The following is a 25,302-nucleotide window of genomic DNA, read 5'->3' on the forward strand; positions in this document are numbered from 1 at the left end:
GGGTCATCGCGGACTCGGGCCAGGACGATTGGCACGAAGCACCTCGAGGCGCTTGCGGTACTCCACCTCGTCGATGTCACCTTGCGCGAACCGCTCGGCCAACGTCGCCTCCGCATTATTGCTCGCCGCCCATGGTCCGTACTGACCGTACCCGCCGTGCTCACGCCAGAAAGCGCGCCGACGGCGTCCGACGAGGAACACGATCAGACCGATCACGAGGATCCAGAAGATCGGAATGAAGAACAAGAACGGAAAGAACCCGAATCCCCACGGGCCACCCCAGTGGGCGACGACCGCGGCTGACGACAATGCTGCCGTACTGACTGCACCGAACATGATGCTGAACCTTTCTCTGCTGACGACTCGCTTCGAGCCGATTCCAGGTTCGCGCTGGCCGATCGTGCGCGCGTCCGCCGCCGGGAGGCATCCGACTGCTCCCTGGGGAGCAGTGCGTGCGGTGGGCGTGCTCTCGTCTGATCAACGATGCGGACGCCGTTGCGCGTTATCGCGTGGCGAGGTCAGAACCGACCGGGTGTGACGAGGCCGGACTCGTAGGCGATGACGACCAGATGTACGCGATCGCGCGCCCCGAGCTTGGTGAGGATGCGCGACACGTGCGTCTTGGCCGTGAGGGGGCTCATGAACAGCCGCAGCCCGATCTCCGAGTTGCTCAGGCCCTCTGCAACGAGCACGAGCACTTCGCGCTCTCGCTCCGTCAGCGGTTCGAGCACGGATGCCTTCACCTCAGGCCGCGGAGTTGCCGCCAGTCGCGAGAGCAGTCGCCTGGTGACTCCTGGCGAAAGCAGCGCGTCGCCCGCCGCGGCGACGCGGACCGACCTGATGAGTTCGACCGGCTCGGTGTCTTTGACCAGAAAGCCGCTCGCGCCCGCCCTGATGGCCTCAGAGACGTACTCGTCGAGCTCGAAGGTGGTCACGATGACGACGTGGACGCCTTTCAAAGCGTCGTCGCCGACGATGCGCGCCGTGGCCTCCAGTCCGTCGCCGTCCGGCATACGGATGTCCATGAGCACGACATCGGGACGCTCCCGTCGCACAAGGGCAACCGCTTCGTTGCCGGTGGAAGCCTCGCCTACCACGGTGATGTCCGGCTCGTGATCCAGCAGCGCACGGAACCCCGCACGCACGAGTTGCTGATCGTCTGCAAGCGCGACCCTGATCACGACATCTCCCTCCCGGCCGCGAGCGGCAGTATGGCCAGCACCACGAATCCACCCCGAATGGTCGGGTGAGCCTCGAGCGTGCCGCCGAGTGCCGCGGCTCGCTCTGTCATGCCGAGAATGCCGCGGCCGCCTGTCTCGCGCGACCCACTACCGGCGATCGTTGTCTCGGGCACCTGCGTCGTTCCAGGGCCGCCTCCGCTGGGTACCGGGCCGTTTTCGACCCGGATGGTCACGGCATCCGATCCCAGGTCGACCTCCACGGCGACGGCGGCCGAAGCCGCGTGCCTGAGCACGTTCGTCAGCGCCTCCTGAACGATGCGGTACGAGGCGGCGTGCACTGCCGCGGAGACGGTGCCGTCGTCGTACCACGTGCCCGTCGCGACGTTTCCGGTCACGGTGATCTCCAGCCCGTCGCGCCGTGCATCGTCGAGCAGAGCCGGGATGGTCTCCAGGGTCGGCTCCGGTCTGCGGGGAGCCACGTCGGCGTTCGGATCATCCGGACTTCGAAGCATGCCGAGGACTCCGCGCACCTCGTCGAGGGCGGTCGCGCTGGTTTCCCGGATGGAGCGCAGGCTGCGTCGCGCGCTCTCCGGGTCGTCGTCGAACAGGTGAAGCCCGACGCCCGCCTGCACGCTGATCTGGGACAGCGAGTGCGCGAGCACGTCGTGCAGCTCTCGCGCGATGCGCAGGCGTTCCTCTTCGGCGGCTGAGCGTCGACGGGATGCCGCCTCCCGCGCCGCAGCCCGGAAGCGCTCCCTCCGAGTGCTGGCACCGTTGACGGCCGCAGCGACGACACTCGAGAACAGGGTCGCGACGAGCAATCGGATGCCCGACCCAGCTCCGCCTGGTACGAGCACCCACACGACGCCGGCCACGCCCATAACGGCGATCGTGCACCACGCCCAGACGGTCGTGCCGCTCACCACGGCCCGCGCGACCGCGAACGCGACGGCGAGGGCCGCTGTTGGCGGCCCAGGGGCCAGCGCGATCGCGGGGATCGCCAGCGCGGCCACCGTGACGACCGATGCCTTCGGCCACGGCAACAGCAGCAAACAGGCGCCGGCGATGCCCAGCAGCACCGCCCCCACCGACCAGAGATCGACGCCGGTTTTCGCTCTATGCCAAGCGCCGGCCGTGGCGAACGCGAGCCCTGGCAGCTGCACCGCGATGCTCAACACGGTAGTGAAGAGGCGCATCCGCCAGGAGCGGCGCGCGTATCGCCCCGGCTCGGGGTCTGGCCCGGTGCGCAGCCAGGGCGGGTACGGCATCCCCTCATGCTAGCCAGGCACCGGTCCGCGGCCATCGGCCGGGGAGCGCGCCCGCCTACTCCGCGAGGAGTACGACCCAGGACCGGCGAAGGGTGCGACTGCTGTCGTCACGACGACGAAGGCTCCCACCGCGAACGATGGGAGCCTTCTGCTGCTCCCCCACTTGGACTCGAACCAAGAACCTGCCGGTTAACAGCCGGCTGCTCTGCCAATTGAGCTATGGAGGAATACCCCCTGCGGGGCTCACCTACTTTACCAAAGCGCCGCCCCTGGACAAATCGAGCGACGGCGCCCGAGGCCGCTTGCCACGCGCATCACTCGCTCAGCCGCAAAGCCTCGGCCAGTTGAGCGACATACGGATGTGTGGGGTCGGTGAAGACGTCTTCCATCGTGCCGTAACCGACGAGCGAGCCGGACTGCAGAACCGCGACGGTCGCCGTTGCATTGCGCAGGACGCGGGCGTCATGGCTCACGATCACGGCGGCGAAGTCGTGCTCACCGTGCAGCTGTGCGAGGAGGTCCACGACCGAATCCCGCACCGTCACGTCGATGCCGGCCGTCGGCTCGTCTGCGACGAGCACGCTCGGGCCGAGCACGAGGGCCTGTGCGATGGCCACCCGCTGACGCTGTCCACTGCTGAGCTCGTACGGGTACTTGTCGAGCACGCCGAGCGGCAGTTGCACCGAGTCGAGCATGGATGCCACGCGCACGCCAGCCTCGCGCCTGCTGAACCGCTTGTCGCGCTCGTAAATGGGGGCAGCGACCAGGTCGGAGACCGTCATGCCGCGGTCGAGGCGGGCACCGGCATCCTGTCTCAGATATCCGACATGGAATGTGAGCACGCCGCGTTCTCGTGAGCGCAGCTTGCGTATCGAGTGGCCCATCACAGTCGCGTCGCCGCCCGTGATGCGAGGGGCGGGACTGCCCTCCGATCCCGTTCGGGCGGAGATGATGCGGGCCAGGGTGCTCTTGCCCGAACCGCTCTCGCCCAGGATGCCGAGGACTTCGTCAGGTCTCACGTGCAGGCTGATGCCGCGCAGCGCGACGCATCCTGACGAGGCGCCGTGCGGCGGGTACTCGGCCGACAAGTCGTCGAGCACGATGGGGTCACGGTAGTCCTGGGCGGTCATGCTGCGACTCCGCTGGGTGTGCGGCTGGCTCCGGCGGGCATGACGTTCAGCCTATTAGCCGGGTCACGGCGAGTAGCGGTCACTCGCCGCGAAGCGCAGCCCGCTGGGAATCGATCTGCACGAGCTCGCGCTGGATGCCGGCAACCGCCTCGCGATCGGACGGATCCGTTCGCTGCAGCCGGCCCAGCGCATTCGCCTTGCGCCGCAACAGGTCGCGATCGAGCACGGATGCCGTCACCGACGTTGCGAATGCGGCGGCGCCCTCCTCGTCTCGTGCCGGGATCGGCGCGACGCTGAGTTGCCGCACCAGGCTCGCGAAAGGGGCAGGCACGTCGTCTGCCACGTGTTCCGCCCAGCCCTGACCACCGTACGACTGGATGTTCGCGGCGACCGCGTCGCGCACGACGGCGAGCGACGCGTTGGCGAATGCCGCGTGCGCGACCGCCGTCGCCCGCTCCTGGCCGACGTGCTGCGGGTATTGCAGCACCGCCATCAGTGCTTCGCGTTCGAGCCGTGTCGCCGGGTCGGATCCGATGCCGGCCAGCGTCACGTCAGGCTGTTGCGGAGCCTGCTGCTGCGGTTCGCCACGCCGATCTCGCTGGCTCTGTTCTTCCCCGCGTGCACCGCGTGCGTTCTGACCTGAGGATGCCGCGCGCACTGCCGCCTGCACCTCGCCGAGCTCGAGGCCGAGCATCCGCGCCAGCTGCCGGGTGTATCCAGGGCGCAGTGCCGGATCGCGGATTCCGGCAACGATGGGCGAGCACTCCCGCAACGCTGCCGCCCTGCCCTCGACGGTTTCGAGGTCGTACTTGCTGAGCGCCTGGCGAATCACGAACTCGAACATGGGCCGCTTGGCATCCACCATGCGGCGGACGGCGGCGTCACCCTGTCTGAGCCGCAGGTCGCACGGGTCGAGACCCTCCGGTCCAACGGCGACGTAGGTCTGAGCCGCGAAGCGCTGCTCCTCGCCGAACGCGCGAAGCGCGGCCTTCTGCCCTGCCTCGTCAGGGTCGAACGTGAAGACCACCTCGCCGAGCCCGCTGTCGTCTCCCAGCACCCGCCGCAGCACCTTGATGTGATCGACGCCGAACGACGTGCCGCAGGTGGCAACGGCGGTGTCGATGCCGGCGAGGTGGCACGCCATGACGTCTGTGTAGCCCTCGACCACGACGACCTGATGCGATCGGGAGATCTCTCGCTTTGCGAGGTCGAGCCCGTACAGCACCTGCGCCTTGTGGTAGATCGGCGTCTCCGGGGTGTTCAGGTACTTGGGGCCCTTGTCGTCGTCGAACAGACGCCTCGCGCCGAAGCCGACGGTCTGCCCGGTCACGTCGCGGATCGGCCAGATCACCCGGCCACGGAACCTGTCGTAGCTGCTCCCCCGGTCGCCCGTGGAGACGAGGCCGGATGCCGCCAGCTCTTCGGGCGTGAACCCGCGGCCGCGCAGATGCGTGCCAAGGGCATCCCAGGTGTTGGGGGCGAAGCCGACCCCGAACCGTTCGGCCGCGATCGGGTCGAAGCCGCGCTCGCCGAGGAAGCGGCGCGCGGCATCCGCATCTGGGGCGCCCAGACGCTCGCGGAAGAACTCCTCGGCGGCGGCGTTCGCTGCGATGAGGCGTGCCCGGTTGCCGGTCTCGGCCGCGGCCGGCCCACCGTCTTCGTAGTGGAGGCTCAGGCCGACGCGCGCAGCGAGGCGCTCGACGGCTTCGGCGAACGTGACGTGATCGATCTTCTGCAGGAAGCTGTACACGTCGCCGCTCTCGCCGCAACCGAAGCAGTGATAGAAGCCGACCTGGGGTCGAACGTGGAAGCTCGGGCTGCGCTCATCGTGAAAGGGGCAGAGACCCTTCAGCGAACCGACGCCAGCGGACTTGAGGGCGACGTAGTCGCCCACGATGTCGGCGATGTTCGTTCTGGCTTTGACCTCTTCGACGTCGCTCTGTCGAATTCGGCCCGCCATGGGCTTGATTCTAGAGGCGATGGCACGAGAGCCATCGCGTGGCGGGCGCCATTGTGGAGTCTCGAACCGAGCGCTCGCCTACGCTGTGCTGCGCGGACCGTGCGCGAGCCGCTCGAACCAGGCGATCGCGGATTGATCCGTGAGGCTGGCCACCTGGTCGACGATGACACGCTTGCGCGCCGCGTCGTCGGATGCCTGCCTCCAGTCCTCGGCGAAACCGGCATCGAGATTCGCATCTCCTGTGGCAAGAAGCACGTCGGCCAGCTCTGCCAGCATCGTGCGCTGTCGCGCGTAGATGGGCTGCCGCGTGTTCTTCGACATCACGAACGTGGCCACGATGCCTTTGAGCACCGCGATCTCGGCCTGGATACCGCGCGGAACCACCACGTCTGCCCCGAAGCGGATGAGGCTCGATTCGGGGTGCGCCGCTCGTGTCGCCCGCGCGGACGAGACGGCGAACCTGCCGATGAGTTGGCTCGTGAGGTTCTTCAGCCGAGCCTGCGACCGACGCGAGCCGTCCCAGTCGTCGAGCCAGACATCCAGGCTGTCGAGCCTGTCGAACGCCTCGATCAGCTCGTCGTGTCCCACTTCGCCGCCGATCCACTCGTACATCGAGCTGACGAGGGCGTCGTGATCCACGCGCCTTCCCAGGGCTGCGACGTCGATGTAACCGTTCACCACGGCGTCCTCGAAGTCGTGCACTGAGTAGGCGATGTCGTCCGACAGATCCATCACCTGCGCCTCGATACAGCGCACACGTTCGGGTGCACCCTCGCGCAACCAGTGGAAGGCGGGCTCGTCGTCGGCATAGAAGCCGAACTTCGCGCGTCCGCTCGGATCGGCGACCGACGATGATGCCGACCACGGATACTTGCAGCTGGCGTCGAGGCTCGCCCTGGTGAGGTTCAGACCGTACGGGTGATCGTCTGCGTCGAAAACCTTGGGCTCCAGGCGGGTGAGCAGCCTGAGGGTCTGCGCGTTGCCCTCAAACCCGCCGACGTCCGCGGCCCATTCGGCGAGGGCGCGCTCGCCGTTGTGCCCGAACGGCGGATGCCCGATGTCGTGCGCAAGGCACGCCGTGTCGACGACATCGGGGTCGAGGCCTAGGCTGGATGCCAGTTCGCGGCCCACCTGCGCCACCTCGAGTGAGTGCGTCAGCCGGTTTCGTGCGAAGTCGAGGCCCGCTGTCGGGCTGAGCACCTGGGTTTTCGCGGCCAGCCTGCGCAGGGCGCTGGAGTGCAGGAGCCTCGCCCTGTCCCGCGCGAAGTCGCTGCGCCTTGTGGAATGCTCCTCCGGCAGTCGCCGCTCGCGGTCGAATTCGGAATAGCCGGCCTGCTCGGCGGTGCGGTTGTGGTGTTCGGCGATGCCAGGGGTTTCCTGCGCGGTGCCGGCCTCAGCCGCCACTCGTGTTCACCTCTGCCTCGGCCAACTGCGCGTGCTGCTCGGCTGCGATCGACCGGGACTCGAGCCAGCGGTCAGGCAATGCGGGCACCTTCGGGGTGCCGGCGCGGCCCCGCGGTCCCTCGGCGTCTTCACCCGGATAGGGCAGCATCGGGTCAAGCGTTGCGAGCAGGTCGTCGAGCTGCTGAAGGGACTCGACGGTTGCGAGCCTGGCACGCAGCTCGCCTCCGACCGGGTACCCCTTGAAGTACCAGGCGACGTGCTTGCGGATGTCGCGGCATCCGCGCTCCTCGCTCTCGAAGAACTCGACGAGCAGTTCCGCGTGCCGCCTGAATGCGGCCATGACCTGTCCGAGACTCGGGTGAGCCGTAGCGGCCTCCGCGTCTTCCATCGTGATCTCGCCCGCGCGTGCCCTGAACGCCGCAGTCAGGTCTCCGAACAGCCAGGGACGTCCGAGACAGCCGCGCCCGACCACGACACCGTCGCAACCTGTCTGCTCGACCATGCTGACGGCATCCTGAGCGGTCCAGATGTCGCCGTTGCCGAGCACAGGAACGCTGGTCACGGTCTCTTTGAGCTTGCCGATGGCCGACCAGTCGGAGTGACCGGAGTAGAACTCGGATGCTGTGCGGGCATGCAGGGCGATGGACGAGACGCCTGCGTCCTCGGCGATGCGACCGGCCTCGAGGTAGGTGAGGTGGTCGGCGTCGATGCCCTTGCGCATCTTGATGGTGAGCGGCAGGCCGCCGGATGCCTGCACAGCGCTGGTCACGATGTCGCGGAAGAGGTCGAGCTTCCACGGCAGCGCGGCGCCGCCGCCTTTGCGGGTCACCTTGGGCACTGGGCATCCGAAGTTCAGGTCGATGTGGTCGGCCCGGTCTTCGGCGACGAGCATCGTGACGGCCTCGCGCACGGTCTTCGGATCGACACCGTAGAGCTGGATCGACCGCGGCATCTCGCTCTCGTGGTGCCTGATGAGTCGCATCGACTCCGGGGTGCGCTCCACGAGGGCCCGTGACGTGATCATCTCGCTCACGTAGAGGCCCGCACCGAACTCCCGGCAGAGCCGGCGGAATGCGGTGTTGGTGATCCCCGCCATCGGGGCGAGCACAACGGGCACGTCGAGTCGCAACGGCCCGATCGCGAGTCGAGTGGCACTCGAGGGCGCTGCGCTTAGGGTTGCGGAGGGAGACATCGCCCCCGATTCTCTCAGATTCCGCCTGAAAGGAAGGGCCCATCGGATGCCTGATGGACGCGAGCGGGTGCTGCGCGACGCCGAGGCACGCGGCGTCGACGTGCGCATCGTGGAACGCCCGGCGGCGCGATCGTTGCACGAGGCTGCTGAGCTGCTCGGCATCCAGCCTTCGGACATCGTCAAGACACTGGTCGTCAAACGGCACGACGGCGACTACCTGTTCGCGCTCGTCCCGGGTGGCCGCAAGATCTCGTGGGCGAAGCTGAGGTCACTCGTGGGCGTGAACAAGCTGTCGTTGCCGGATGCCTCCCTCGCCCTTGCGGCGACGGGCTACGAGCGCGGCACCATCACCCCGTTCGGCTCGACGACGGCGTGGCCGGTCATTGCCGACGCCGGCATCGCCGGGCACACCGTCGCGATGGGTGCGGGCGAGCACGGCTACAGCGCGTTCGTCGATGGAGATGCCTTGATCCGCGCGTTCGACGCCACGGTCGCCGACATCACCGACCCGGAGTAGACCCGCACGGCCGGCAACACCGCCGGCCGAGTGATCGGAGTACTCGAGCAGGCGCCTACCCGTCGAGCTGGTCTTCGTGGAGGAATACGACGACATCGGGTCTGCCTACAGGCGTGAGCAGCAGATCCAGGGGTGGTCTCGCACGAAACGCGAAGCGCTCATAGCCGGTGACTATTCGGCGCTCCGCAGGTTGAGCTTGAAGAAGTGGAACGGCCGAGGCGACGCGGTAGCTCTGGGCTTGGGTTTCGATACGCGCCGCCATTCGGCGGCGCTACTCAACCCGCGGTGTTTCGCCGTCGACGGAAGGCAGGATGCAGACGTCGCCGTCGCAGATCACTGCGTTCGGATCGCCGAGGGGCTTCAGTTGCGTCACGCGGAAACCTCCTCCGGCTCCGTTTCGTCGGAGCGTTCCTGCCAAACCTGTTCGAGTACCTGGGCGAAGGTTGCCGACTCCTGCGCGCCCGAGACGCCGTACTTGCCATCGATCACGAAGAACGGGACGCCGTTGATGCCGTACTCCTGCGCGGTCGCCTGGTCCTCACGCACCGCTGACAGGTAGTCGCCGCGCTCGAGCGCCGCGCGCGCATCCTCTCGGTCGAGGCCGACCTCGGCGGCGAAGTCCGCGAGGTCGTCGATGCGACCGACATGGCCGCCCTCGATGAAGTACGCCTTCAGCAGTCGTTCCTTCATCTGCAGCTGCTTGCCGTGCGCCTTGGCGTAGTGGATGAGCTCGTGCGCCTTCACGGTGTTGGTGTGTTGGAGCGCCGGAAAGTCGTACTCAAGCCCGACCTGTCCGGCGATGCCCTTCACTCGGTCGAGCATCTCCTGTGCCTGTCCGCGGCTGACGCCCTTGTGCTGAGCGAGGTAGTCCGCCTCGTTCCCCTCGAAGTCGGTGGGAGTGTCGGGTGACAGTTCGAAGGAGTGGTACTCCACCTCGACGTCCCTGCCGTCGCCTGCGCCGGCGAAGAGGCCGGAACCCGCCTCGAACTTGCGCTTTCCGATGTAGCACCACGGGCAGGCCACGTCGGACCAGATGTCAACCTTGATGGGATCACTCACGACGCATGCAACGGGATGGGCGAGAACGGTATTCCTCGGTCGGGTTTCTCTACGGGGCGCTACTCAACCCGCGGGAGCCGCGCCCTCGAACCCAACGGCAGTCAGCCCTTGGAGCTTGGTGCGTCCACGGCCCCGCCGAACCGACGGGCTCGCATCGCGTAGAGCTCGATCGCGTGCCACAGGTCTTTGCGTGAGAAGTCGGGCCAGAGCGTGTCGAGGAAGACCATCTCTGCGTAGGCGCTCTGCCACAGCATGAAGTTGCTGGTGCGCTGCTCGCCCGAACTGCGCACGAACAGGTCGACGTCGGGCAGATCCGGCGCATACAGATGGCGCTGAATGGACCGCTCGCTGACCGCAGAGGGCCTGAGCCTGCCGGAGGCGACCTCCGTGGCGATCTCGCGCACGGCATCCGCGATCTCCGTTCGGCCTCCGTAGTTGACGCACATGGTCAGCGTCAGTACGTCGTTGCCGGCGGTGAGCCGCTCTGCGAACTCGAGCTCCTTGATCACGGATGCCCACAGTCGCGGCCGCCTGCCCGCCCACCGCACACGCACACCCCACTCGTTGAGCTGGTCGCGCCGTCGATGCAGCACGTCGCGGTTGAAGCCCATCAGAAAACGCACCTCTTCTGGCGACCGCCGCCAGTTCTCGGTGGAGAACGCGTACACGCTCAGCTGCTTGACCCCGACCTGGATGGCTCCGGCCACCACGTCGAGCAGTGAGGCTTCACCGGCTTTGTGACCCTCGATGCGGGTGAGGCCGCGCCGGTTCGCCCAGCGTCCGTTGCCGTCCATGACGAGTGCGACATGGCCGGGCACGGCGGATGCCGGCAGTTGCGGCGGATACTCCCCCGTCCAGTCCACGGGACGGTACGCGACCGCGTCTTTGTGCGTGTACGGCTTGGGCTCCCCGGCCTTCTCCGCACGCGGCTTCGGGCTCACGCGATCTCCCCAGCCGCTCTCGACACGTACGGGAGCGAGCGCAGGCCGCGTTCCAGGTGCCACTGCGTGTACGCGGAGACGATGCCGCTCGCCTTCGCGCGGGTCGCGACATCCGTGGCCTCCGCTGTCTGCCATTCGCCCCTGAGCAGCGCGGACAGCAGGTCGATCACTTCTCTGCCGACCCGCGGCGCCCCGGGCGGCGCGCAGTCGTCGCACACGACACCGCCCAACTGCACGACGACGCTGGTGTGCTCGCCTGGACGCCCGCAACGCGCACACGCGTCGAAGCTCGGCGCCCAACCGGCAAGAGACAGTGACCGCAGCAGATAGGAGTCCAGCGTCAGCGATGCATCGTGCTCGTGGCGCGAAAGCGACCTGAGAGCACCGACCAGCAGCAGGTACTGCTGCTGAGCCCCTTCGGACTCGGTCAGCCTGTCTGCGGTCTCCACCATGGCGTTCGCGGCCGTGAAGCTGGAGTAGTCGCCCGCGATGTCGGCACCATAGGCGCCCAGGGATTCGGCTTGGTTCACGATATCGAGGTTGCGGCCCTCGTAGAGCTGCACGTCCGCGACCATGAAAGGTTCGAGCCTGGCACCGAATTTCGATGCCGTTCGGCGAACGCCCTTCGCCACCGCGCGCACCTTGCCGTGCGCCCTTGTCAACATCGTGACGATGCGGTCGGCTTCGCCCAGCTTGTGGGTTCGGAGCACGACGGCTTCATCACGGTAGGTGGGCACCGCTCCATTATCGTCGCGGTGCTCCGCGAAGCCCCGTGCGACGCAGCTGCACGCGAACACCGCGGCCCGCTGCGCAGCAGAATGGATCGGTGACCGAGCCGATCTTCACCATTCCGCTGTGGGCCGACCTCACCGCCGTCGCGCTTGGCGGCATCCAGGGCGCCCTCTTCGCCTCGGGCTTCCGCGGCCAGAGACGACTCGACCTGCTCGGCGTCGCCATCATCGGGACGGTCGTCGGCCTCGGCGGCGGCCTCATCAGAGACCTGCTGCTCGTGGTGCGTCCGAGTATGTTCTCCAACAACTGGTATCTGATCACCGTGCTCGCGGCTTCACTGCTCGGGATGCTGCTGGCTGCGCCCCTGCGCAGGCTCAACTCGCTCATCGTGGTACTCGACGCGCTCGTGATCGGCATGTTCGGTGCGTTCGGCACAGCCAAAGCGCTTGGCCTCGGAGTGCCGGTGGTGCCCGCGGTCTTCGTCGGCGTGTTCGCCGCCGTGGGTGGAGGCGTTCTGCGCGACGTGATCATGGGACTTCCGGTGGCGATCATGCACGTGGGGTCGCTCTACGCAGTCGCCGCGGCGGCCGGATGCGTGCTCCTCGTCGTGCTGCACGCGCTCGGCACGAACCTCTTCATCGCGGGTGTCGCCGGGTTCGCACTGACCGCCGTCATCCGCATTCTCGCGGTCGTCTTCGACCTGTCGCTGCCGGAGCAACGAATGCTCTACCGGCGCAAGGTGGCCGCAGAGACGGCCGCCATTCGCGTCGTGAAGCGCGACTGAGCGTCAGGTGGCGTCCCACAAAGCCCGGTAGAACGCGACGCGCTCCTCGTCGGGTTCCACGCCGTACGCCTCGTAGTAGAGCCCCTCGTAACCCGCACCATAGTTCCATTCGGTGCTCCATGCGCCGATCGCGATGTCGGCCCAGCGCTCGGCCAGTCCCATGCGTCCCAGGTCGACGTAACCCACGAGGGCGCCGTCGGCTGCCAGCAACGTGTTGGGCGCGCACGCGTCGCCGTGGCAGACCACCAACGTTTCGACCGCGGGCGGCTCACCGAGCCGGTCGAGCACGGCGACGCGCTCTGGGATGCCCTCCCCTCTGCTGCGAGAAATGCGCGCGTCGACGGACCAGTCGAATGGGCATTCTTCGACGGGAAGTGCCTCATGAAGCGCGCGAAGGGCCTCCCCCAACGCGATGACCGCGCGGCGGGGTTCCGAGCGCCAACGCTCGGTAACGGCGTTAGTGCCGTTAAGCGCACGCGTGATGAGAAGATCACCGTCGTCTTCGGATGAGAGCTCCAGAACCTCGGGAACGGCCACATATCGGGCGGCCCACCGCAGCCGCTCAGCCTCGGCGCCCAGGTCGAGCTCTGCGACGCTTTCCGGCGGCGCCCACTTGGCGAACACGCGTTCCCCGTGCAGCAGTCCACTCACTGTGACGCCGCCGACCTCGTTCACCCATTCGACGGAATCGATGTCGTGCCCGAGCCGCCTTCTGAGCGGCTCGGGCACGACGAACAACGCGTCGGGCATCCCGGAGAACACTCGAGCGTCGTACGACCCGACCGCCCGGCCGCTGTCGGGCGCGGGCCGGTCGGGAAGCACAGGATTGGTCATCGAGGGGCGTTGCCTCACACGGAGGCGAGCTGGCGGGAGCCCGGACCAGCGACGCGCACGGCCCGGTTCACCGCCGACACGATGGCCTTGAGCGAAGCAGAGACGGTGTCGGAGTCGATTCCGACACCCCACAGCCGGCGGTCGCCGACCTGAAGCTCCACGTAGGACGCCGCTTGGGCGTCGCCGCCCTCGGACATCGTGTGCTCCACGTAGTCGTACAGCGATACCTCGATGCCACGTGCGGCCAGCAGCGCGAGGAAGGCGTCTATCGGACCGTTGCCGGTCGCCTCCGTCCATTCGATGCCGTCACCGTCGCGCAGCTTCACGCGAAGCGAGACGGTTCCCGACTCGTCCTTGGTCGTCGCCGTGGACTGCACTTCGAAACGGCCCCACTTCTCCGTCTCGTCGTCGCTCGGCAGGTACTCGTCGCTGAAGATCTTCCAGAGGTGCTCGCTCGTGACCTCGCCGCCCTCGGCATCCGTCGTCGCCTGCACGACACCCGAGAACTCGATCTGAAGCTTGCGTGGCAGGTCGAGCGCGTGGTCGGTCTTGAGCAGGTAGGCCACCCCGCCCTTGCCGGACTGCGAATTCACCCGGATGACGGCCTCGTAGCTGCGTCCCAGATCCTTGGGATCGACTGGCAGGTAAGGCACCGCCCACAGAAGTTCGTCGACGTCGACTCCGCGCTCCTCGGCGTTCTCGGCCATCGCCTCGAAGCCCTTCTTGATGGCGTCCTGGTGCGATCCGCTGAACGCCGTGAACACGAGGTCGCCTGCCCACGGGTGCCGTTCGTTCACCGGCAACTGGTTGCAGTACTCGACGGTGCGCTTGATCTCGTCGATGTCACTGAAGTCGATCTGCGGGTCGATGCCCTGAGTGAACAGGTTGATGCCGAGGGCGACGATGTCGACGTTGCCCGTGCGCTCACCGTTGCCGAACAGGCATCCCTCGATGCGGTCGGCGCCCGCCATGTAGCCGAGCTCGGCTGCCGCGATGGCCGTTCCGCGGTCGTTGTGAGGGTGCAGCGACAGGATGACGTTCTCGCGGTAGCGCAGGTGGCGCGACATCCACTCGATCGAGTCGGCGTAGACATTGGGGGTCGCCATCTCGACGGTTGCCGGGAGGTTGATGATCACCTTTCGTTCCGCCGTCGGCTCGAGCACGTCGAGCACCTGGTTGCAGATGTCGGCGGCGAACTCGAGTTCCGTTCCCGTGTAGCTCTCCGGCGAGTACTCGTAGTACACGGTGGTGCCGGGAACGGATGCCTCCATCGCCTTGCACTTGCGCGCCCCGTGCAGCGCGATGTCGACGATGCCCTGCTGGTCCGTGCGGAACACCACGGCCCGTTGCAGCACACTCGTCGAGTTGTACAGGTGCACGATGGCCTGCTTCGCGCCCCTGATCGCCTCGTAGGTGCGCTCGATGAGGTGGTCGCGAGCCTGCGTCAACACCTGGATCGTGACGTCATCGGGGATGGCACCATCGTCGATGAGGCTGCGCACGAAGTCGAAGTCCGTCTGGCTGGCGCTGGGGAACCCGACCTCGATCTCCTTGTAGCCCATGCGCACGAGCAGGTCGAACATGATGCGCTTGCGCTCCGGGCTCATGGGGTCGATGAGCGCCTGGTTGCCGTCGCGAAGGTCGACGGCGCACCAGCGGGGAGCCTCGGTGATGCGGGCATCCGGCCAGGTGCGGTCCGGCAGGTCTACGCGCAGCTGCTCGTGGTACGGCCGATATTTATGAATCGGCATGGCAGAAGGCTGCTGGGTGTTCTGCATGGTTCTCTTCTTCTCGTTCTCGCGATGTGATCAGCCGACGACGAACTCCGCGACGAGGAAGGCCGAGAGACTAGGCCTCGTCGCGGCAGCTAAGAAGGAGCATGCCGAAGCGCACGACAACAGGTTACACCCGGGTGCTGTTCAGGACTTCGCGACGAAGTGCTGCCTGATGCTCCCGAGTCCCTCGATCTCGCTCGTCACGGTCTGTCCCGCCTCGAGATAGACCCGGGGCGTGCGTCCCAGTCCTACTCCCTCCGGAGTTCCCGTGAAGATCACGTCGCCAGGCAGCAGCTCGACCAGCGACGACAGCCGGGCGACGAGCTCGGGGATCGGGAAGATCATGTCGCTTGTGCGACCGTTCTGAAGCACCTCGGTCGTACCGTCGGCGCGCGTGAGCGTGCAGCCGATGGAAAGGTCGGAGCGATCGGCGATCGCCTCCACCTCGTCGATAGTGACGACGGCCGGACCGATCGGCGCGAACCCCTTGAGCGACTTCCCGATGGAGAACTGGGGTGGCTCGCCCCAGAACTGCACCGTGCGGTCGCTGATGTCTTGGCCGACGGTGAGTCCGGCGACGTGGCTCCAGGCGTCCTCTTCTCGGATGTCGCGCCCACCTCGCCCGATGACGGCCACCAGTTCGACCTCCCAGTCGACGGTTGCTCCTGAGAGTTCGACCTCGACCTCGGCACCCGCGAAGCTCGAGACGAACTTGGTGAACACCATGGGATTCTCCGGCACGTTCAGGCCTGATTCGCCCGCGTGGCTCGCATAGTTGAGACCGATCGCGAACACCTGCGGCGGACGCGGAACGGCAGGGCCGAGCTCACGGGGCTCGAACGGGTCCCCGGATGCCGCGTCCTGTCCCGTGGCCCACTCCGTGAATTCGTCCCAGCGCTCGTACACCGCCTGAGGACTGGAGGTGAACCGGCCATCGCTCGCCTGTTCCACGTCGAGAGCACGGTCGCCCGAGACGAGAACGAGGCGTCCTGAGAGGTTCGCAATACGCAACTGTGCCTGCTTTCATTCAATCCTGGACGCATGAGGATGGGCCGACGAATGCGACAAACATCCGACCATTCCTCGTTTGAACTCTATCCGAGGCAATCAGCGCAGGAGGAAATCGCGGATGACGACACCCAGCGCCGGCTGCGTGACGGCGCTCATGTGATTGCCCGGAATCTCGACGAAGCGGGCGAGTGGCATGGCGTCGGCGAGGTCTGCACCCGATCCGAGACCGTGGTCCTCCTCTCCCATCACGACCAGCGTCGGTGTCGAGATTCCGGCGAGCTCTTCGGTGCTGGCTCCGACCGAGGTCTCGAGGACGAGGCGCAAAGCGACCGGATCCCCTCCATTCGTACGGAGGAAAGCCTCGGACCTCCACTCCGCGCTCCCCCGTTCGTGAGTGCCGAGGCCGTCGAAGACACCGCGGAAGAACTCATTGCGCTTGTCCACCTCGGTGATGCCGGAAAGCCCCATGCCTGCGACCACCGCACGGCCCGCCTGGGCGCCGCGCACGAGCATCCGCACCGTGGTACGGGCGCCGAGCGAATAGCCACCGAGGTCGTAGTCGGTGAGCTCGAGCTGGTCGATGAGCGCGAACGCGTCGTCGGCCAGCACATCGCGTGGATAGGCGGCCGGGTCGTGGGATCCGTCGCTGGCGCCATGCGCGCGCAGGTCGGGCATGATGACGCGGAACCCCGCGTCTGCGAGCACGTTGGCGTGCCCGTAGCGGATCCAGTTGACGTACGCCGTCGAGAAGAAGCCGTGGATCAGGACGACCGGGCGCCCCTCGCCGACCTCGCGGTACGCGAGCGAGGCTCCGTCGCGCCCGCGATAGCTGTGCACTGGTACGTCGGGAATGCGCGGCATCCCTCCAGCCTACGGATGCCGCGCACACTCTCGCCCGTCCCGCGTCAGTCCACGGCGAGAGCCGCCACAGGCGAGACCGCGGCCGCGCGACGCGAGGCGAGGATGCTGCACACGGCGGTGAGCAGCATCCCGCCACCGATCACCACGGCCACGACGAGCCACGGGACCGAGGGCGCGAGCACGCCTCCGACCAGGCTCCCCATCAGGGACTGCGCAGCCACCCAGCCGTAGAACGCGCCGAGCAGAAGGCCGAAGACGATCGCTCCGACGGTGAGCTGAGCACCCTCGACGAGGATCATCGCGCGCAACTGGCCCTTTCCGAAGCCGAGTGCCCGAAGCAGACCCAGTTCGCGCATGCGCTGCAGCATGCCGACCGTCAGCGTGTTCACCAGACCGACCGCTGCGATCAGCGCGGAGAAGCCGACGAGCACTGAGAAGATGCCGATGGTGAGCGAGATGGTGTCGTGCATCGCATGCCGTTCGCTCGCGGTCATGTGCAGATGGTTGGTCACGGCGTCGCTGTACGTCGTGAGGGCGACGGCGAAGGTCGTGACGAGGGTGACACCGATGACGAGCGCCATCGTCGCCCGGGTGCTGCGTTCTGGGTATCGTGCGGCGTTCGCCGTTGCGATGCGGGCGGCGGGCGAGCCGCCGAACCACCGGCCCACGAACCGAAGCACACCGGGCATGATGCGTCCGGCCGCCGCGATGATCCCGGAGAAAGACAGGACTCCCCCGATGAACGCGATGAAGAGCCCGACGGGAGTGAGCATTCCGGCCAGGATCCCGAATGCCAGCAGAGCTGCGCCGAGCACCTCGAGCACTACGGCTGCCGCGACACGGGCCACCGAACTGTTACCCGTCGCCGCCGGGTCGGCGGCCGCCGCCGTCGCTTCCAACGGCGAGACAGCCGTGACGCTGCGGCATCCGATCCAGGCGGCGAGCCACGTCGTCAGAACGACGATCACGACGGGCGCGACCAGAACAGGAGTGAGCAGGCCGTAGCGGGTCGCCGGAAGCCAGCCCTGCGCCAAGCCGAGCGAGGTGACCCCCCACGCCGCCAGAATTCCAACCCCCGCTCCGATCACGGCCCCGAGGGCACCCACCCAGAGACCCTCGGTTGCGAGCGATCGGCGAACGCTCGACGCCTCAGCACCGAGCACGCGTAGCAGGGCGATCGCGCGGCGTCTGCCGGCCACGATGGTCGCGAACGTGTTCGACGTCACGACCGCCGCCACGTAGACGGCCAGCAGCAGGAACACCGCAGACACCGTGTCCAAACCGATCGCCAGCTTTGCAGACGACGCCTCCGCCGACACGCTGACGACACCGGCGACGATGGCGGTCGCCTCGATCAAGACGACTCCGAACAACGCGCTCACGCCCGCCACGAGCAGAGTCGCGACGTTGTCGCGCAGTCCGTGCCCTGTGCGAACGCCTTTGCTCCTGCTCCCTGTCGTGCTCATCGTGCCGGCTCCGCGGAGAGCATCAGCTCGGCGACGTCTGCAGCCGCGAGTCGGCCCCCGTCGTGAACGATGCGGCCATCCGCGAGCATGATGATGCGGTCGGCGTGGCTCGCCGCCACGGGATCATGCGTGACCATCGCGACGCTTTGCCCGTACTCGACGGATGCCTGCGCGAGCAACGCGAGCACCTCGCGTCCGGTGCGCGAGTCGAGATTGCCCGTCGGCTCGTCGGCGAAGATCACGTGCGGGCGGGTAGCGAGCGCGCGAGCGATGGCGACCCGTTGCTGCTGGCCTCCGGAGAGCTCGTACGGCCGATGGCCGGTTCGTGCCGACAGGCCGAGCGCTCCGATGAGGTGGTCGATCCAGCCCAGTTCCTCCCGGTTCGGATGGCGTCCGTCGAGCTCGAACGGAAGCAGGACATTCGCGCGCACGTCGAGCACGGGCACGAGGTTGAACGACTGGAACACGAATCCGGCCGATCGTCGCCGCACTCGGGTGAGTTCGCGGTCGCCGAGACCCGTCAGTTCACGGTCGCCGAGCCATACCCGGCCGGTCGTCGGGGTGTCGAGGCCGGCCATGATGTGCATGAGTGTGGACTTGCCCGAGCCGCTCGCGCCGATCACCGCGGTGAACTCGCCGCTGCGGATGCCGACGGACACGTCGTCGAGAGCCGTCACAGCCCCGCTGCCCGTCCCGTACGTCTTCGTCAGTCCTGCGACGCGGGCGGCAAGGCCCAGTTCGGAAGAAGTTATCTGCATGTCTTCGACGCTAGGGATCGAGCCCAACTGTCTCGTCGGCCCAGCGGGCCATTCCGATGCGACCCGAGGATGATCCGCTCGGGCCCGTGCGCTACGAGGACTCCACCAAGCCGTTCTCGTAGGCGTACGCCACCAGCTGGACTCTGTCGCGCAGGCCGAGCTTGGCAAGTACGCGCGAGATGTGCGTCTTGACGGTGGCCTCCGACAGGTACTCGTGCTCTGCGATCTCGGAGTTGCTCAACGCCTTCGCGGCGAGGTCGAAGATCTGCCGCTCACGCGCGGTGAGCGTTCCCAGCTCGGTGGGCATCCTTCGCACTTGCCGGGTCGTGAACTGCTCGAGGAGCCTGCGAGTGGCGGAAGCCGCGATGACGGCGTTGCCGGCGTGCACGGTTCGGATAGCGGCGAGCAGGAACTCCGGGTCGGCATCCTTGAGCAGAAAACCGCTCGCCCCGGCCTGGATGGCGCGCGCTGCACCCTCGTCGACGTCGAAGGTCGTGAGCACGAGAACGCGTGGCGACGGAGTTGTATTCGCCGCGACGATGCGCGCGGTCGCCGCGACGCCGTCGAGTTCGGGCATCCGAACATCCATCAGCATCACGTCTGGCCGCACTGAGGCCGCCAGAGCGACCGCTTCGTTGCCGTTGGATGCTTCGCCGGTGAACTCGAGATCGGCTTGCGACTCGATGAGCATGCGCACGCCGGCACGGAACAGTGCTTGGTCGTCGACGAGTGCCACTCGGATGCGTTCGCTCACTTGGCCATCTTTCCCTCGAGCGCCGTCGGCAGAACCGCGACGACTTCGTATGTCCCGGCCGAGAGGCCTGCCGTGAGGCTTCCACCCGCGAGAGCAGCCCGCTCGCGCATGCCCGGGATGCCGTGCCCAGCGGTCGGGACGGTATCGAGCTGCCCTGAGCCCGGATTCGCGGGCCTCACCGCATTGCGCACCCTGAGGTGCACTGCATCGGCGTCCCAGAACACGTCGACGCTCACGTCGCGCGCCGGGTCACCATGCCGCAGCGCGTTGGTGAGCGCCTCCTGAAGTATGCGGTAGGCGGCAAGCCCGGTGCCGCGCAGCAACGCCACAGGCGTTCCGCTCGTGGACTCCACGATGTGCAAGCCAGCGTTGCGCATCCCCTCGATCAGCCCTGGCAGATCGTCGAGCGAGGGCTGCGGGCCCTCCGGCACCTCTCGGCGAAGCTGCGTCAGTAGCAGGCGTACCTCGGTGAGGGCCGACCTCGCCGTGGCGGAGATGGTGCCGAGCGCGTCCGTCTGCACCTCTGGGCTCCCCGTGTAACGCGCGCCGTCCGCCTGAGCGATGACGACCGCGAGGGAATGTGCGACGACGTCGTGCATGTCCCGTGCGATGCGGGTGCGCTCCTGCTCGATCGCGGACTCGTAGGCGGCGCGTTGTGCCGCTGCGGCCGCCTGCACCTTGGCCTCTCGCGACTGCCGCACGGTACGCACGAGAAGGCCGAGCGTCCAGCTCAACCCGAAGAGCGTGATCATGCCGATTGTGAGAACGACGAGCGACAGCAGCGTGTGCGTCGCCGAGAAGACCGGGTTGAAGTAGCCGTCGCGCGACGAGAACGTCAGGTACGCGGCCGACAGGATGCCGCCGCCTACTGCGGATGCGAGCCCCAGCATGCGCACGGTGCGTCCGCCGTACGCCGCGGTTGCGTATGCCACTCCCAGCACCGCCACATCCACACCTGTCGCGGGGATGAGGGTCGCCATCTGGAGCAGCGCGGCCGCCCACACCCCGGCCAGCGCGAGTGCAGGGGCCAGCCTGCGCACGGCCAGCGACGCACACATGAGTACCGCCACGATCGGCCCGACCAAAGGCGATTCCGCTGAGGCAGCCCAGATCGCAAGCAGCAGAAGCACCGCGGCGACGATGACGTCGGCGATGAGCTGCGCGCGGCTGATGGAACGGATCACCTGTCAACGTTACTCAGGCCGGGGCCGCCGTCAGCGACCCGCGAGCCCCAATCATCCTTCAGACGGATGCCCATGCATCCGTAGATCGAGGTCCCGTTCCGACCGCCGCGTGGCGAACACCGAGAGGGCAGCCGGTCAGAACCCGAGCCGGCCGAGCTGTTTGGGGTCGCGCTGCCATTCCTTCGCGACCTTCACCCGAATCGAGAGGAACACCTTTCCGCCAACGAGCGGCTCGATCTGCCTGCGGGCGGTCTCGCCGATGGCCCTGAGGCGCGATCCGCCCTTTCCGATCACGATCGCCTTCTGGCTGTCGCGCTCGACGAAGAGATTGGCGTAGATGTCGGTGATGGGCTTGTCGTCGCGCTCCACGATGTCGTCGATCGTCACCGCCAGCGAGTGCGGCAACTCATCGCGCACGTCTTCGAGAACGGCCTCTCTGATGTACTCGGCGATGCGGTCCACCAACTGCTCGTCTGTGACGGTGTCGTCCGGATAGAGCTGCGGCGAGACAGGCAGAAGGCGGATGAGCTCCTCGACCAGCAGATCGAGCTGGTCATGGCGAACCGCGGAGAGCGGAATGATCGTGTCCCACTCTCGCAATGCCGACACGGCCATCAGCTGATCGGCGACCGCCGACTTCGACGCGGCATCCGTCTTCGTGACGATGGCCACCTTCTTCGCACGTGGGAATTCGTCGAGGCGCTCGTTGATGAACCGATCGCCGGGCCCGACCTTCTCGTCGGCGGGCACGCAGAAGCCGATGACGTCGACGTCGCCCAACGTCGACTGGACGAGCGAGTTCAGCCGCTCACCGAGGAGCGTGCGAGGCCGGTGGATGCCTGGCGTGTCCACGACGATGAGCTGGCCGTTTCCGCGATTCACGATGCCCCTGATGGCCTTGCGCGTGGTCTGCGGCTTGGAGCTCGTGATCGCCACCTTCTCCCCCACGAGCGCGTTCATCAAGGTGGACTTGCCCACGTTCGGTCGCCCGACGAACGAGACGAACCCGGCCCGATAGTCGTCGCCGCCATCGGCCTCCGGCCCGGCACTGGCATCCTGATCCGGCGTTCGCTGTGTGGCCTTCTTGTCGCGGCTCATGCGTCGTGCCCTCTCGTGTTCGCCGTGGTGGGTGCGGCGTGCGGTGCGCCGGCCTGTGCCGGGATGGGTCGGGTCGTCGTCTTCGTCTTCGACGCGTCGTGTGAAGCATCCTCTACTGAGCCCGCGCCGCCGCCCGTTGCCTCGTCGAGGCCGAACAACGCCGTGTCGCGCTCGGCGAGCACCGTGCTGATGCGACGGCGGCGTCCTTCCGACCGATCGGCCGTCAGGCGCAGGCCGCCGACGGTCGCGACCGAGCCTTCGACCGGGAGCCGTCCGAGTGCCTTGGCGAGCAGTCCCCCGACGGAGTCGACATCGTCGTCGTCCAACTCGATGCCGAACAGATCGCCGAGCTCGTCGACAGGCAGTCGCGCGCTCACGCGGAACCGGTCGTCGCCGAGGGGTTCGACGAGCGGCACATCGTGGTCGTATTCGTCGGAGATGTCACCGACGAGCTCCTCGATCAGGTCCTCGAGGGTGACCAGCCCTGCGATGCCCCCGTACTCGTCGACCACCATGGCGAGATGGTTCGACTCGAGCTGCATCTGGCGCAGCAGCGCGTCCACCTTCTTCGACTCGGGCACGAACAGCGCCGGCCGCGCGAGTGGGCCGACGGTCGCGACGTCGACGTCGAGGGGCCGCTCGTACGCCACCTGTGCGACATCGCGCAGATAGAGCACGCCAGAGACCTCGTCGACATCGTCGCCCACCACAGGCATGCGCGAAACGCCCTTCGCCAGGAACAGGCTCATCGCGGCGGACACAGTGGCATCTGCGTCGACCGTGACCATGTCGGTGCGCGGGATCATGACCTCACGCACGAAGGTGTCGTTGAACTCGAAGATGGAGTGGATCAGTTCCCTGTCGTCCTCCTCGAGCACGTCGAGCTCCGCGGCCTCGTCGACGATGCTGAGCAGCTGTTCCTCATTCGCCACGGCCGCAGAACGTGCTCGCGACGGTGTCACCCGGTTCCCAAGCACCACGAGCCCCCTGGCGATGGGTCCGATCAGCACCCGGATGCCGTGCACGAGCGGAGCGGTCACGATCAGCAGCCGCTTCGCGTGGGCCCGCCCGACGCTGCGCGGGCTGGTGCCCACGAGCACGAAGGACGCGCCGGTCATCAGCGCGGCGGAGAGGATGAGCGTGAGCCACCACTGCGAGAACACACTGGCGAACGCGAGCGTCACGAGCACAGCGGCAGTGGTCTCCGCGATGATGCGCGCGAAGCTCACGGCGTTGAGGTGAGCACCCGGGTCCGAGGCGATGGCCTCGAGCGAGCCGCGGAACCTGGACGTCTGCGCCAGCTCGGCGATGTCTGCCCGCGATTGCACCGAGATCGCGGCGTCCACGGCGGCCATGAGACCGCCGAATGCCACCAGCAGCACTGCGATGACGAAGAACAGAGCGATCACCGGCGCACCGCCTATCGTCGTCGTTCCGCGACCGCGAAGCCCACCAGAATGTCGCGTTGGATCGCGAACATCTCGCGCTCCTCGTCGGGTTCGGCATGATCGAACCCGAGTAGGTGCAGGATTCCGTGTGCGGTCAGCAGCTTGAGCTCGTCCATGAGCCCGTGACCAGCGGCCTCGGCCTGTGCGCCCGCCACCTGCGGGCACAGCACCACGTCACCGAGCAGCCCAGCAGGTGCCGGCTCCTCCTCGGTACCCGGTCGCAACTCGTCCATCGGAAAGCTCAAGACATCGGTCGGCCCCGGCTCGTCCATCCACTGCACGTGCAACTGCTCCATGGCGGCCTCGTCCACGAGCAGGATGGCGAGCTCGGCCTCGGTGGACACGTGCATCGTGTCGAGCGCGTAGGCGGCGAGACGCTGCAGGGCTGCCTCGTCGACCTCGACGGCCGACTCGTTGTTCACTTCGATGCTCACGGTGTCCTCTTCACGTCTCTTCAGCGGATGGGGCGCCGAGCCCGCTCTGCCGACTACTGGGCGCCGGAGTCCTCACCGGCGCTTCGGCGGCAGGTGGTCGCGCGGGATCGCGGAACGCCGTTCTGCGCGGTTCGCGAACTCCCTCGCCTGTTCGCGCTCGAAATGGTCGGCCTGTTTGCGCGCGTCGTACTCGGTGTAGGCATCCACTATCCGGCCTACGAGCGTGTGGCGAACGACGTCGTCACTCGTCAGGCGGGAGAAATGGATGTCGTCGATCCCGTCGAGCACGCGCGTCACGAGGCGCAGACCGCTCGCCGAGGTCGGCAGGTCGATCTGCGTGATGTCGCCGGTGACGACCATCTTCGAGCCGAAGCCCAGTCGTGTCAGGAACATCTTCATCTGCTCAGGCGTGGTGTTCTGCGCCTCATCGAGAACGATGAACGAGTCGTTCAGTGTGCGGCCGCGCATGTACGCAAGGGGCGCGACCTCGATGGTCCCGCTCGCCAGCAGCTTGGGCACGAGTTCTGGGTCCATCATCTCGTTGAGGGCGTCGTACAGCGGCCGGAGATAGGGATCGATCTTGTCGGTCAGCGTGCCTGGGAGGTATCCGAGCCGTTCGCCTGCCTCGATCGCAGGACGCGACAGGATGATGCGGTCGACCTCCTTGCGCTGCAGCGCTTGCACGGCCTTGGCCATCGCAAGATAGGTCTTGCCGGTTCCTGCCGGACCGATGCCGAACACGATGGTGTTCTGGTCGATCGCGTCGACGTACTGCTTCTGTCCAAGCGTCTTCGGGCGGATGGTCTTGCCACGCGAGGTGAGGATGGCCTGGCCGAAGACGTCGGCCGGGCTCGATCCCTTCTGGATGATGCGCGCTGAACTCGCCACTTCGACGGGGCTCAGGTCCTGCCCCTCGCGCACCATGACGAGCAGCTCCTCGACGAGTCTGCGTGCGGCCTCCACCTGGGCGGCATCGCCGGTTATGGAGATGTCGTTGCCCCTCACGTGCACGCTGACAAGGGGGTACTGCTTCTCGATCGTGGTCAGCAGACGATCCTGTGCCCCGAGAAGCCGCACCATGGCGACGCCGTCGACGTGCAGCCGGGCTTCCGCGTTGTCGCGGGTGACGTCGGCAGCGGCCGACGTCTCATCACTTCGAGCCAAGTGTTCCTTCCGGTAGGTCTCCGGCGAGCACGTGCGCGTGCACGTGGAAGATGGTCTGGCCGGCTGATTCGCCGTTGTTGAAGACCAGCCTGAACTCGCCGTTGGCGTGTTCCTCTGCCACCTTCTTCGCCACTTCGACCATGTGAGCCATGAGCTGCGGGTCGCCTGCCGCAAGCTCGACTACGTTCCGATATTCGGCCGTCTTCGGCACGATCACGACGTGCACGGGCGCCTGAGGCGCGATGTCGTTGAACGCGATCACCGTGTCGTCCTCGTGCACGACATCGGCCGGGATCTCCCTGTCGATGATGCGCGTGAAGATGCTCGGCTCGGTCATGCCACTCATT

25 protein-coding genes and 1 tRNA gene are annotated in these 25,302 nt (G+C 67.1%); 2 read left to right on the forward strand and 24 right to left on the reverse strand.

The genetic code is table 11. The features are described 5' to 3' along the window. Positions 1–3 precede the first annotated feature (3 nt). From ACO2Q7_RS02130 to dusB, 8 genes are all read right to left on the reverse strand, one after another. Positions 4–336 (reverse strand): SHOCT domain-containing protein, encoded by a 333-nt coding sequence (locus tag ACO2Q7_RS02130; RefSeq protein WP_423353988.1) that lies wholly within the window; start codon positions 334–336, stop codon positions 4–6. A gap of 182 nt (positions 337–518) precedes the next feature. After that, a complete protein-coding gene (locus tag ACO2Q7_RS02135; RefSeq protein WP_423353989.1) occupies positions 519–1,181 on the reverse strand; it encodes a response regulator in 663 nt (220 codons plus the stop codon). Then, positions 1,178–2,449, reverse strand: coding sequence for a sensor histidine kinase (locus ACO2Q7_RS02140; RefSeq protein ID WP_423353990.1), 1,272 nt, complete (start codon positions 2,447–2,449; stop codon positions 1,178–1,180). The genes ACO2Q7_RS02135 and ACO2Q7_RS02140 overlap by 4 nt, the downstream gene beginning before the upstream one ends. A 154-nt stretch (positions 2,450–2,603) precedes the next feature. Beyond that, positions 2,604–2,676: transfer RNA gene (locus ACO2Q7_RS02145), tRNA-Asn, on the reverse strand. 87 nt (positions 2,677–2,763) lie between these two features. Continuing rightward, positions 2,764–3,579 carry an ATP-binding cassette domain-containing protein gene (locus ACO2Q7_RS02150; RefSeq protein WP_423353991.1) on the reverse strand — a complete coding sequence of 272 codons (816 nt, stop codon included), beginning with the start codon at positions 3,577–3,579 and terminating at the stop codon, positions 2,764–2,766. A 79-nt stretch (positions 3,580–3,658) separates the two neighbouring features. Further along, a complete protein-coding gene (dnaG, locus tag ACO2Q7_RS02155) occupies positions 3,659–5,539 on the reverse strand; it encodes a DNA primase (protein WP_423353992.1) in 1,881 nt (626 codons plus the stop codon). Between the two features lie 78 nt (positions 5,540–5,617). Further along, positions 5,618–6,904: a deoxyguanosinetriphosphate triphosphohydrolase gene (locus tag ACO2Q7_RS02160; protein ID WP_423355940.1), complete on the reverse strand. Its 1,287-nt coding sequence runs from the start codon at positions 6,902–6,904 to the stop codon at positions 5,618–5,620. Positions 6,905–6,932: 28 nt separating this feature from the next. Beyond that, positions 6,933–8,135, reverse strand: coding sequence for a tRNA dihydrouridine synthase DusB (gene dusB, locus ACO2Q7_RS02165; RefSeq protein WP_423353993.1), 1,203 nt, complete (start codon positions 8,133–8,135; stop codon positions 6,933–6,935). A gap of 46 nt (positions 8,136–8,181) precedes the next feature. Here dusB and ACO2Q7_RS02170 point away from each other — a divergent pair, with 46 nt between their 5' ends. Beyond that, the gene (locus ACO2Q7_RS02170) at positions 8,182–8,652 is read left to right on the forward strand and encodes an aminoacyl-tRNA deacylase (RefSeq protein WP_423353994.1); all 471 of its coding nucleotides are present in this window, start codon (positions 8,182–8,184) and stop codon (positions 8,650–8,652) included. 369 nt (positions 8,653–9,021) lie between these two features. On the opposite strand, the gene ACO2Q7_RS02175 is transcribed toward ACO2Q7_RS02170, so the two are convergent. The 3 genes from ACO2Q7_RS02175 to recO form a co-directional block, all read right to left on the reverse strand. Then, positions 9,022–9,711, reverse strand: coding sequence for a DsbA family oxidoreductase (locus ACO2Q7_RS02175; protein WP_423353995.1), 690 nt, complete (start codon positions 9,709–9,711; stop codon positions 9,022–9,024). 101 nt (positions 9,712–9,812) lie between these two features. Next, positions 9,813–10,652, reverse strand: a complete 840-nt coding sequence (locus tag ACO2Q7_RS02180; RefSeq protein ID WP_423353996.1) for an isoprenyl transferase — start codon at positions 10,650–10,652, stop codon at positions 9,813–9,815. Continuing rightward, complete coding sequence (gene recO, locus ACO2Q7_RS02185) at positions 10,649–11,389, reverse strand: DNA repair protein RecO (protein ID WP_423353997.1); 741 nt, start codon at positions 11,387–11,389, stop codon at positions 10,649–10,651. Before recO ends, ACO2Q7_RS02180 begins: the two co-directional genes overlap by 4 nt. 89 nt (positions 11,390–11,478) lie before the next feature. Between recO and ACO2Q7_RS02190 the strand changes: the two genes are divergently transcribed. Then, positions 11,479–12,168 carry a trimeric intracellular cation channel family protein gene (locus ACO2Q7_RS02190; protein WP_423353998.1) on the forward strand — a complete coding sequence of 230 codons (690 nt, stop codon included), beginning with the start codon at positions 11,479–11,481 and terminating at the stop codon, positions 12,166–12,168. Positions 12,169–12,171: 3 nt separating this feature from the next. On the opposite strand, the gene ACO2Q7_RS02195 is transcribed toward ACO2Q7_RS02190, so the two are convergent. The 13 genes from ACO2Q7_RS02195 to ACO2Q7_RS02255 all read right to left on the reverse strand — a co-directional run bounded on the left by ACO2Q7_RS02195 (position 12,172) and on the right by ACO2Q7_RS02255 (position 25,292). After that, entirely contained in the window at positions 12,172–13,002 is an 831-nt protein-coding gene (locus tag ACO2Q7_RS02195) for a phosphotransferase (protein ID WP_423353999.1), read from the reverse strand. Positions 13,003–13,016: 14 nt separating this feature from the next. Then, positions 13,017–14,780 (reverse strand): 2-isopropylmalate synthase, encoded by a 1,764-nt coding sequence (leuA, locus tag ACO2Q7_RS02200; protein ID WP_423354000.1) that lies wholly within the window; start codon positions 14,778–14,780, stop codon positions 13,017–13,019. A gap of 141 nt (positions 14,781–14,921) precedes the next feature. Further along, a complete protein-coding gene (locus ACO2Q7_RS02205; RefSeq protein WP_423354001.1) occupies positions 14,922–15,788 on the reverse strand; it encodes a fumarylacetoacetate hydrolase family protein in 867 nt (288 codons plus the stop codon). 96 nt (positions 15,789–15,884) lie between these two features. Beyond that, positions 15,885–16,649, reverse strand: a complete 765-nt coding sequence (locus ACO2Q7_RS02210; RefSeq protein WP_423354002.1) for an alpha/beta fold hydrolase — start codon at positions 16,647–16,649, stop codon at positions 15,885–15,887. Between the two features lie 44 nt (positions 16,650–16,693). Then, on the reverse strand, positions 16,694–18,115 hold the full coding sequence (locus ACO2Q7_RS02215; RefSeq protein ID WP_423354003.1) for an FtsX-like permease family protein: 1,422 nt from the start codon (positions 18,113–18,115) through the stop codon (positions 16,694–16,696). Further along, a complete protein-coding gene (locus ACO2Q7_RS02220) occupies positions 18,112–18,873 on the reverse strand; it encodes an ABC transporter ATP-binding protein (protein WP_423354004.1) in 762 nt (253 codons plus the stop codon). The genes ACO2Q7_RS02215 and ACO2Q7_RS02220 overlap by 4 nt, the downstream gene beginning before the upstream one ends. Positions 18,874–18,964: 91 nt before the next feature. Beyond that, the gene (locus ACO2Q7_RS02225; RefSeq protein WP_423354005.1) at positions 18,965–19,627 is read right to left on the reverse strand and encodes a response regulator; all 663 of its coding nucleotides are present in this window, start codon (positions 19,625–19,627) and stop codon (positions 18,965–18,967) included. Then, complete coding sequence (locus ACO2Q7_RS02230) at positions 19,624–20,811, reverse strand: sensor histidine kinase (RefSeq protein WP_423354006.1); 1,188 nt, start codon at positions 20,809–20,811, stop codon at positions 19,624–19,626. Before ACO2Q7_RS02230 ends, ACO2Q7_RS02225 begins: the two co-directional genes overlap by 4 nt. Positions 20,812–20,946: 135 nt before the next feature. Then, a complete protein-coding gene (gene era / locus ACO2Q7_RS02235) occupies positions 20,947–21,909 on the reverse strand; it encodes a GTPase Era (RefSeq protein ID WP_423354007.1) in 963 nt (320 codons plus the stop codon). Beyond that, the gene (locus ACO2Q7_RS02240; protein ID WP_423355941.1) at positions 21,906–23,315 is read right to left on the reverse strand and encodes a hemolysin family protein; all 1,410 of its coding nucleotides are present in this window, start codon (positions 23,313–23,315) and stop codon (positions 21,906–21,908) included. The genes era and ACO2Q7_RS02240 overlap by 4 nt, the downstream gene beginning before the upstream one ends. 14 nt (positions 23,316–23,329) lie before the next feature. Then, a complete protein-coding gene (gene ybeY / locus ACO2Q7_RS02245) occupies positions 23,330–23,791 on the reverse strand; it encodes an rRNA maturation RNase YbeY (RefSeq protein ID WP_423354008.1) in 462 nt (153 codons plus the stop codon). Positions 23,792–23,863: 72 nt separating this feature from the next. Then, complete coding sequence (locus tag ACO2Q7_RS02250) at positions 23,864–24,871, reverse strand: PhoH family protein (RefSeq protein ID WP_423355942.1); 1,008 nt, start codon at positions 24,869–24,871, stop codon at positions 23,864–23,866. A 70-nt stretch (positions 24,872–24,941) separates the two neighbouring features. Continuing rightward, positions 24,942–25,292, reverse strand: coding sequence for a histidine triad nucleotide-binding protein (locus ACO2Q7_RS02255; protein WP_423354009.1), 351 nt, complete (start codon positions 25,290–25,292; stop codon positions 24,942–24,944). Positions 25,293–25,302 lie beyond the last annotated feature (10 nt).

This window comes from Rathayibacter sp. KR2-224 (assembly GCF_049446075.1).
Lineage (GTDB): Bacteria > Actinomycetota > Actinomycetes > Actinomycetales > Microbacteriaceae > Humibacter.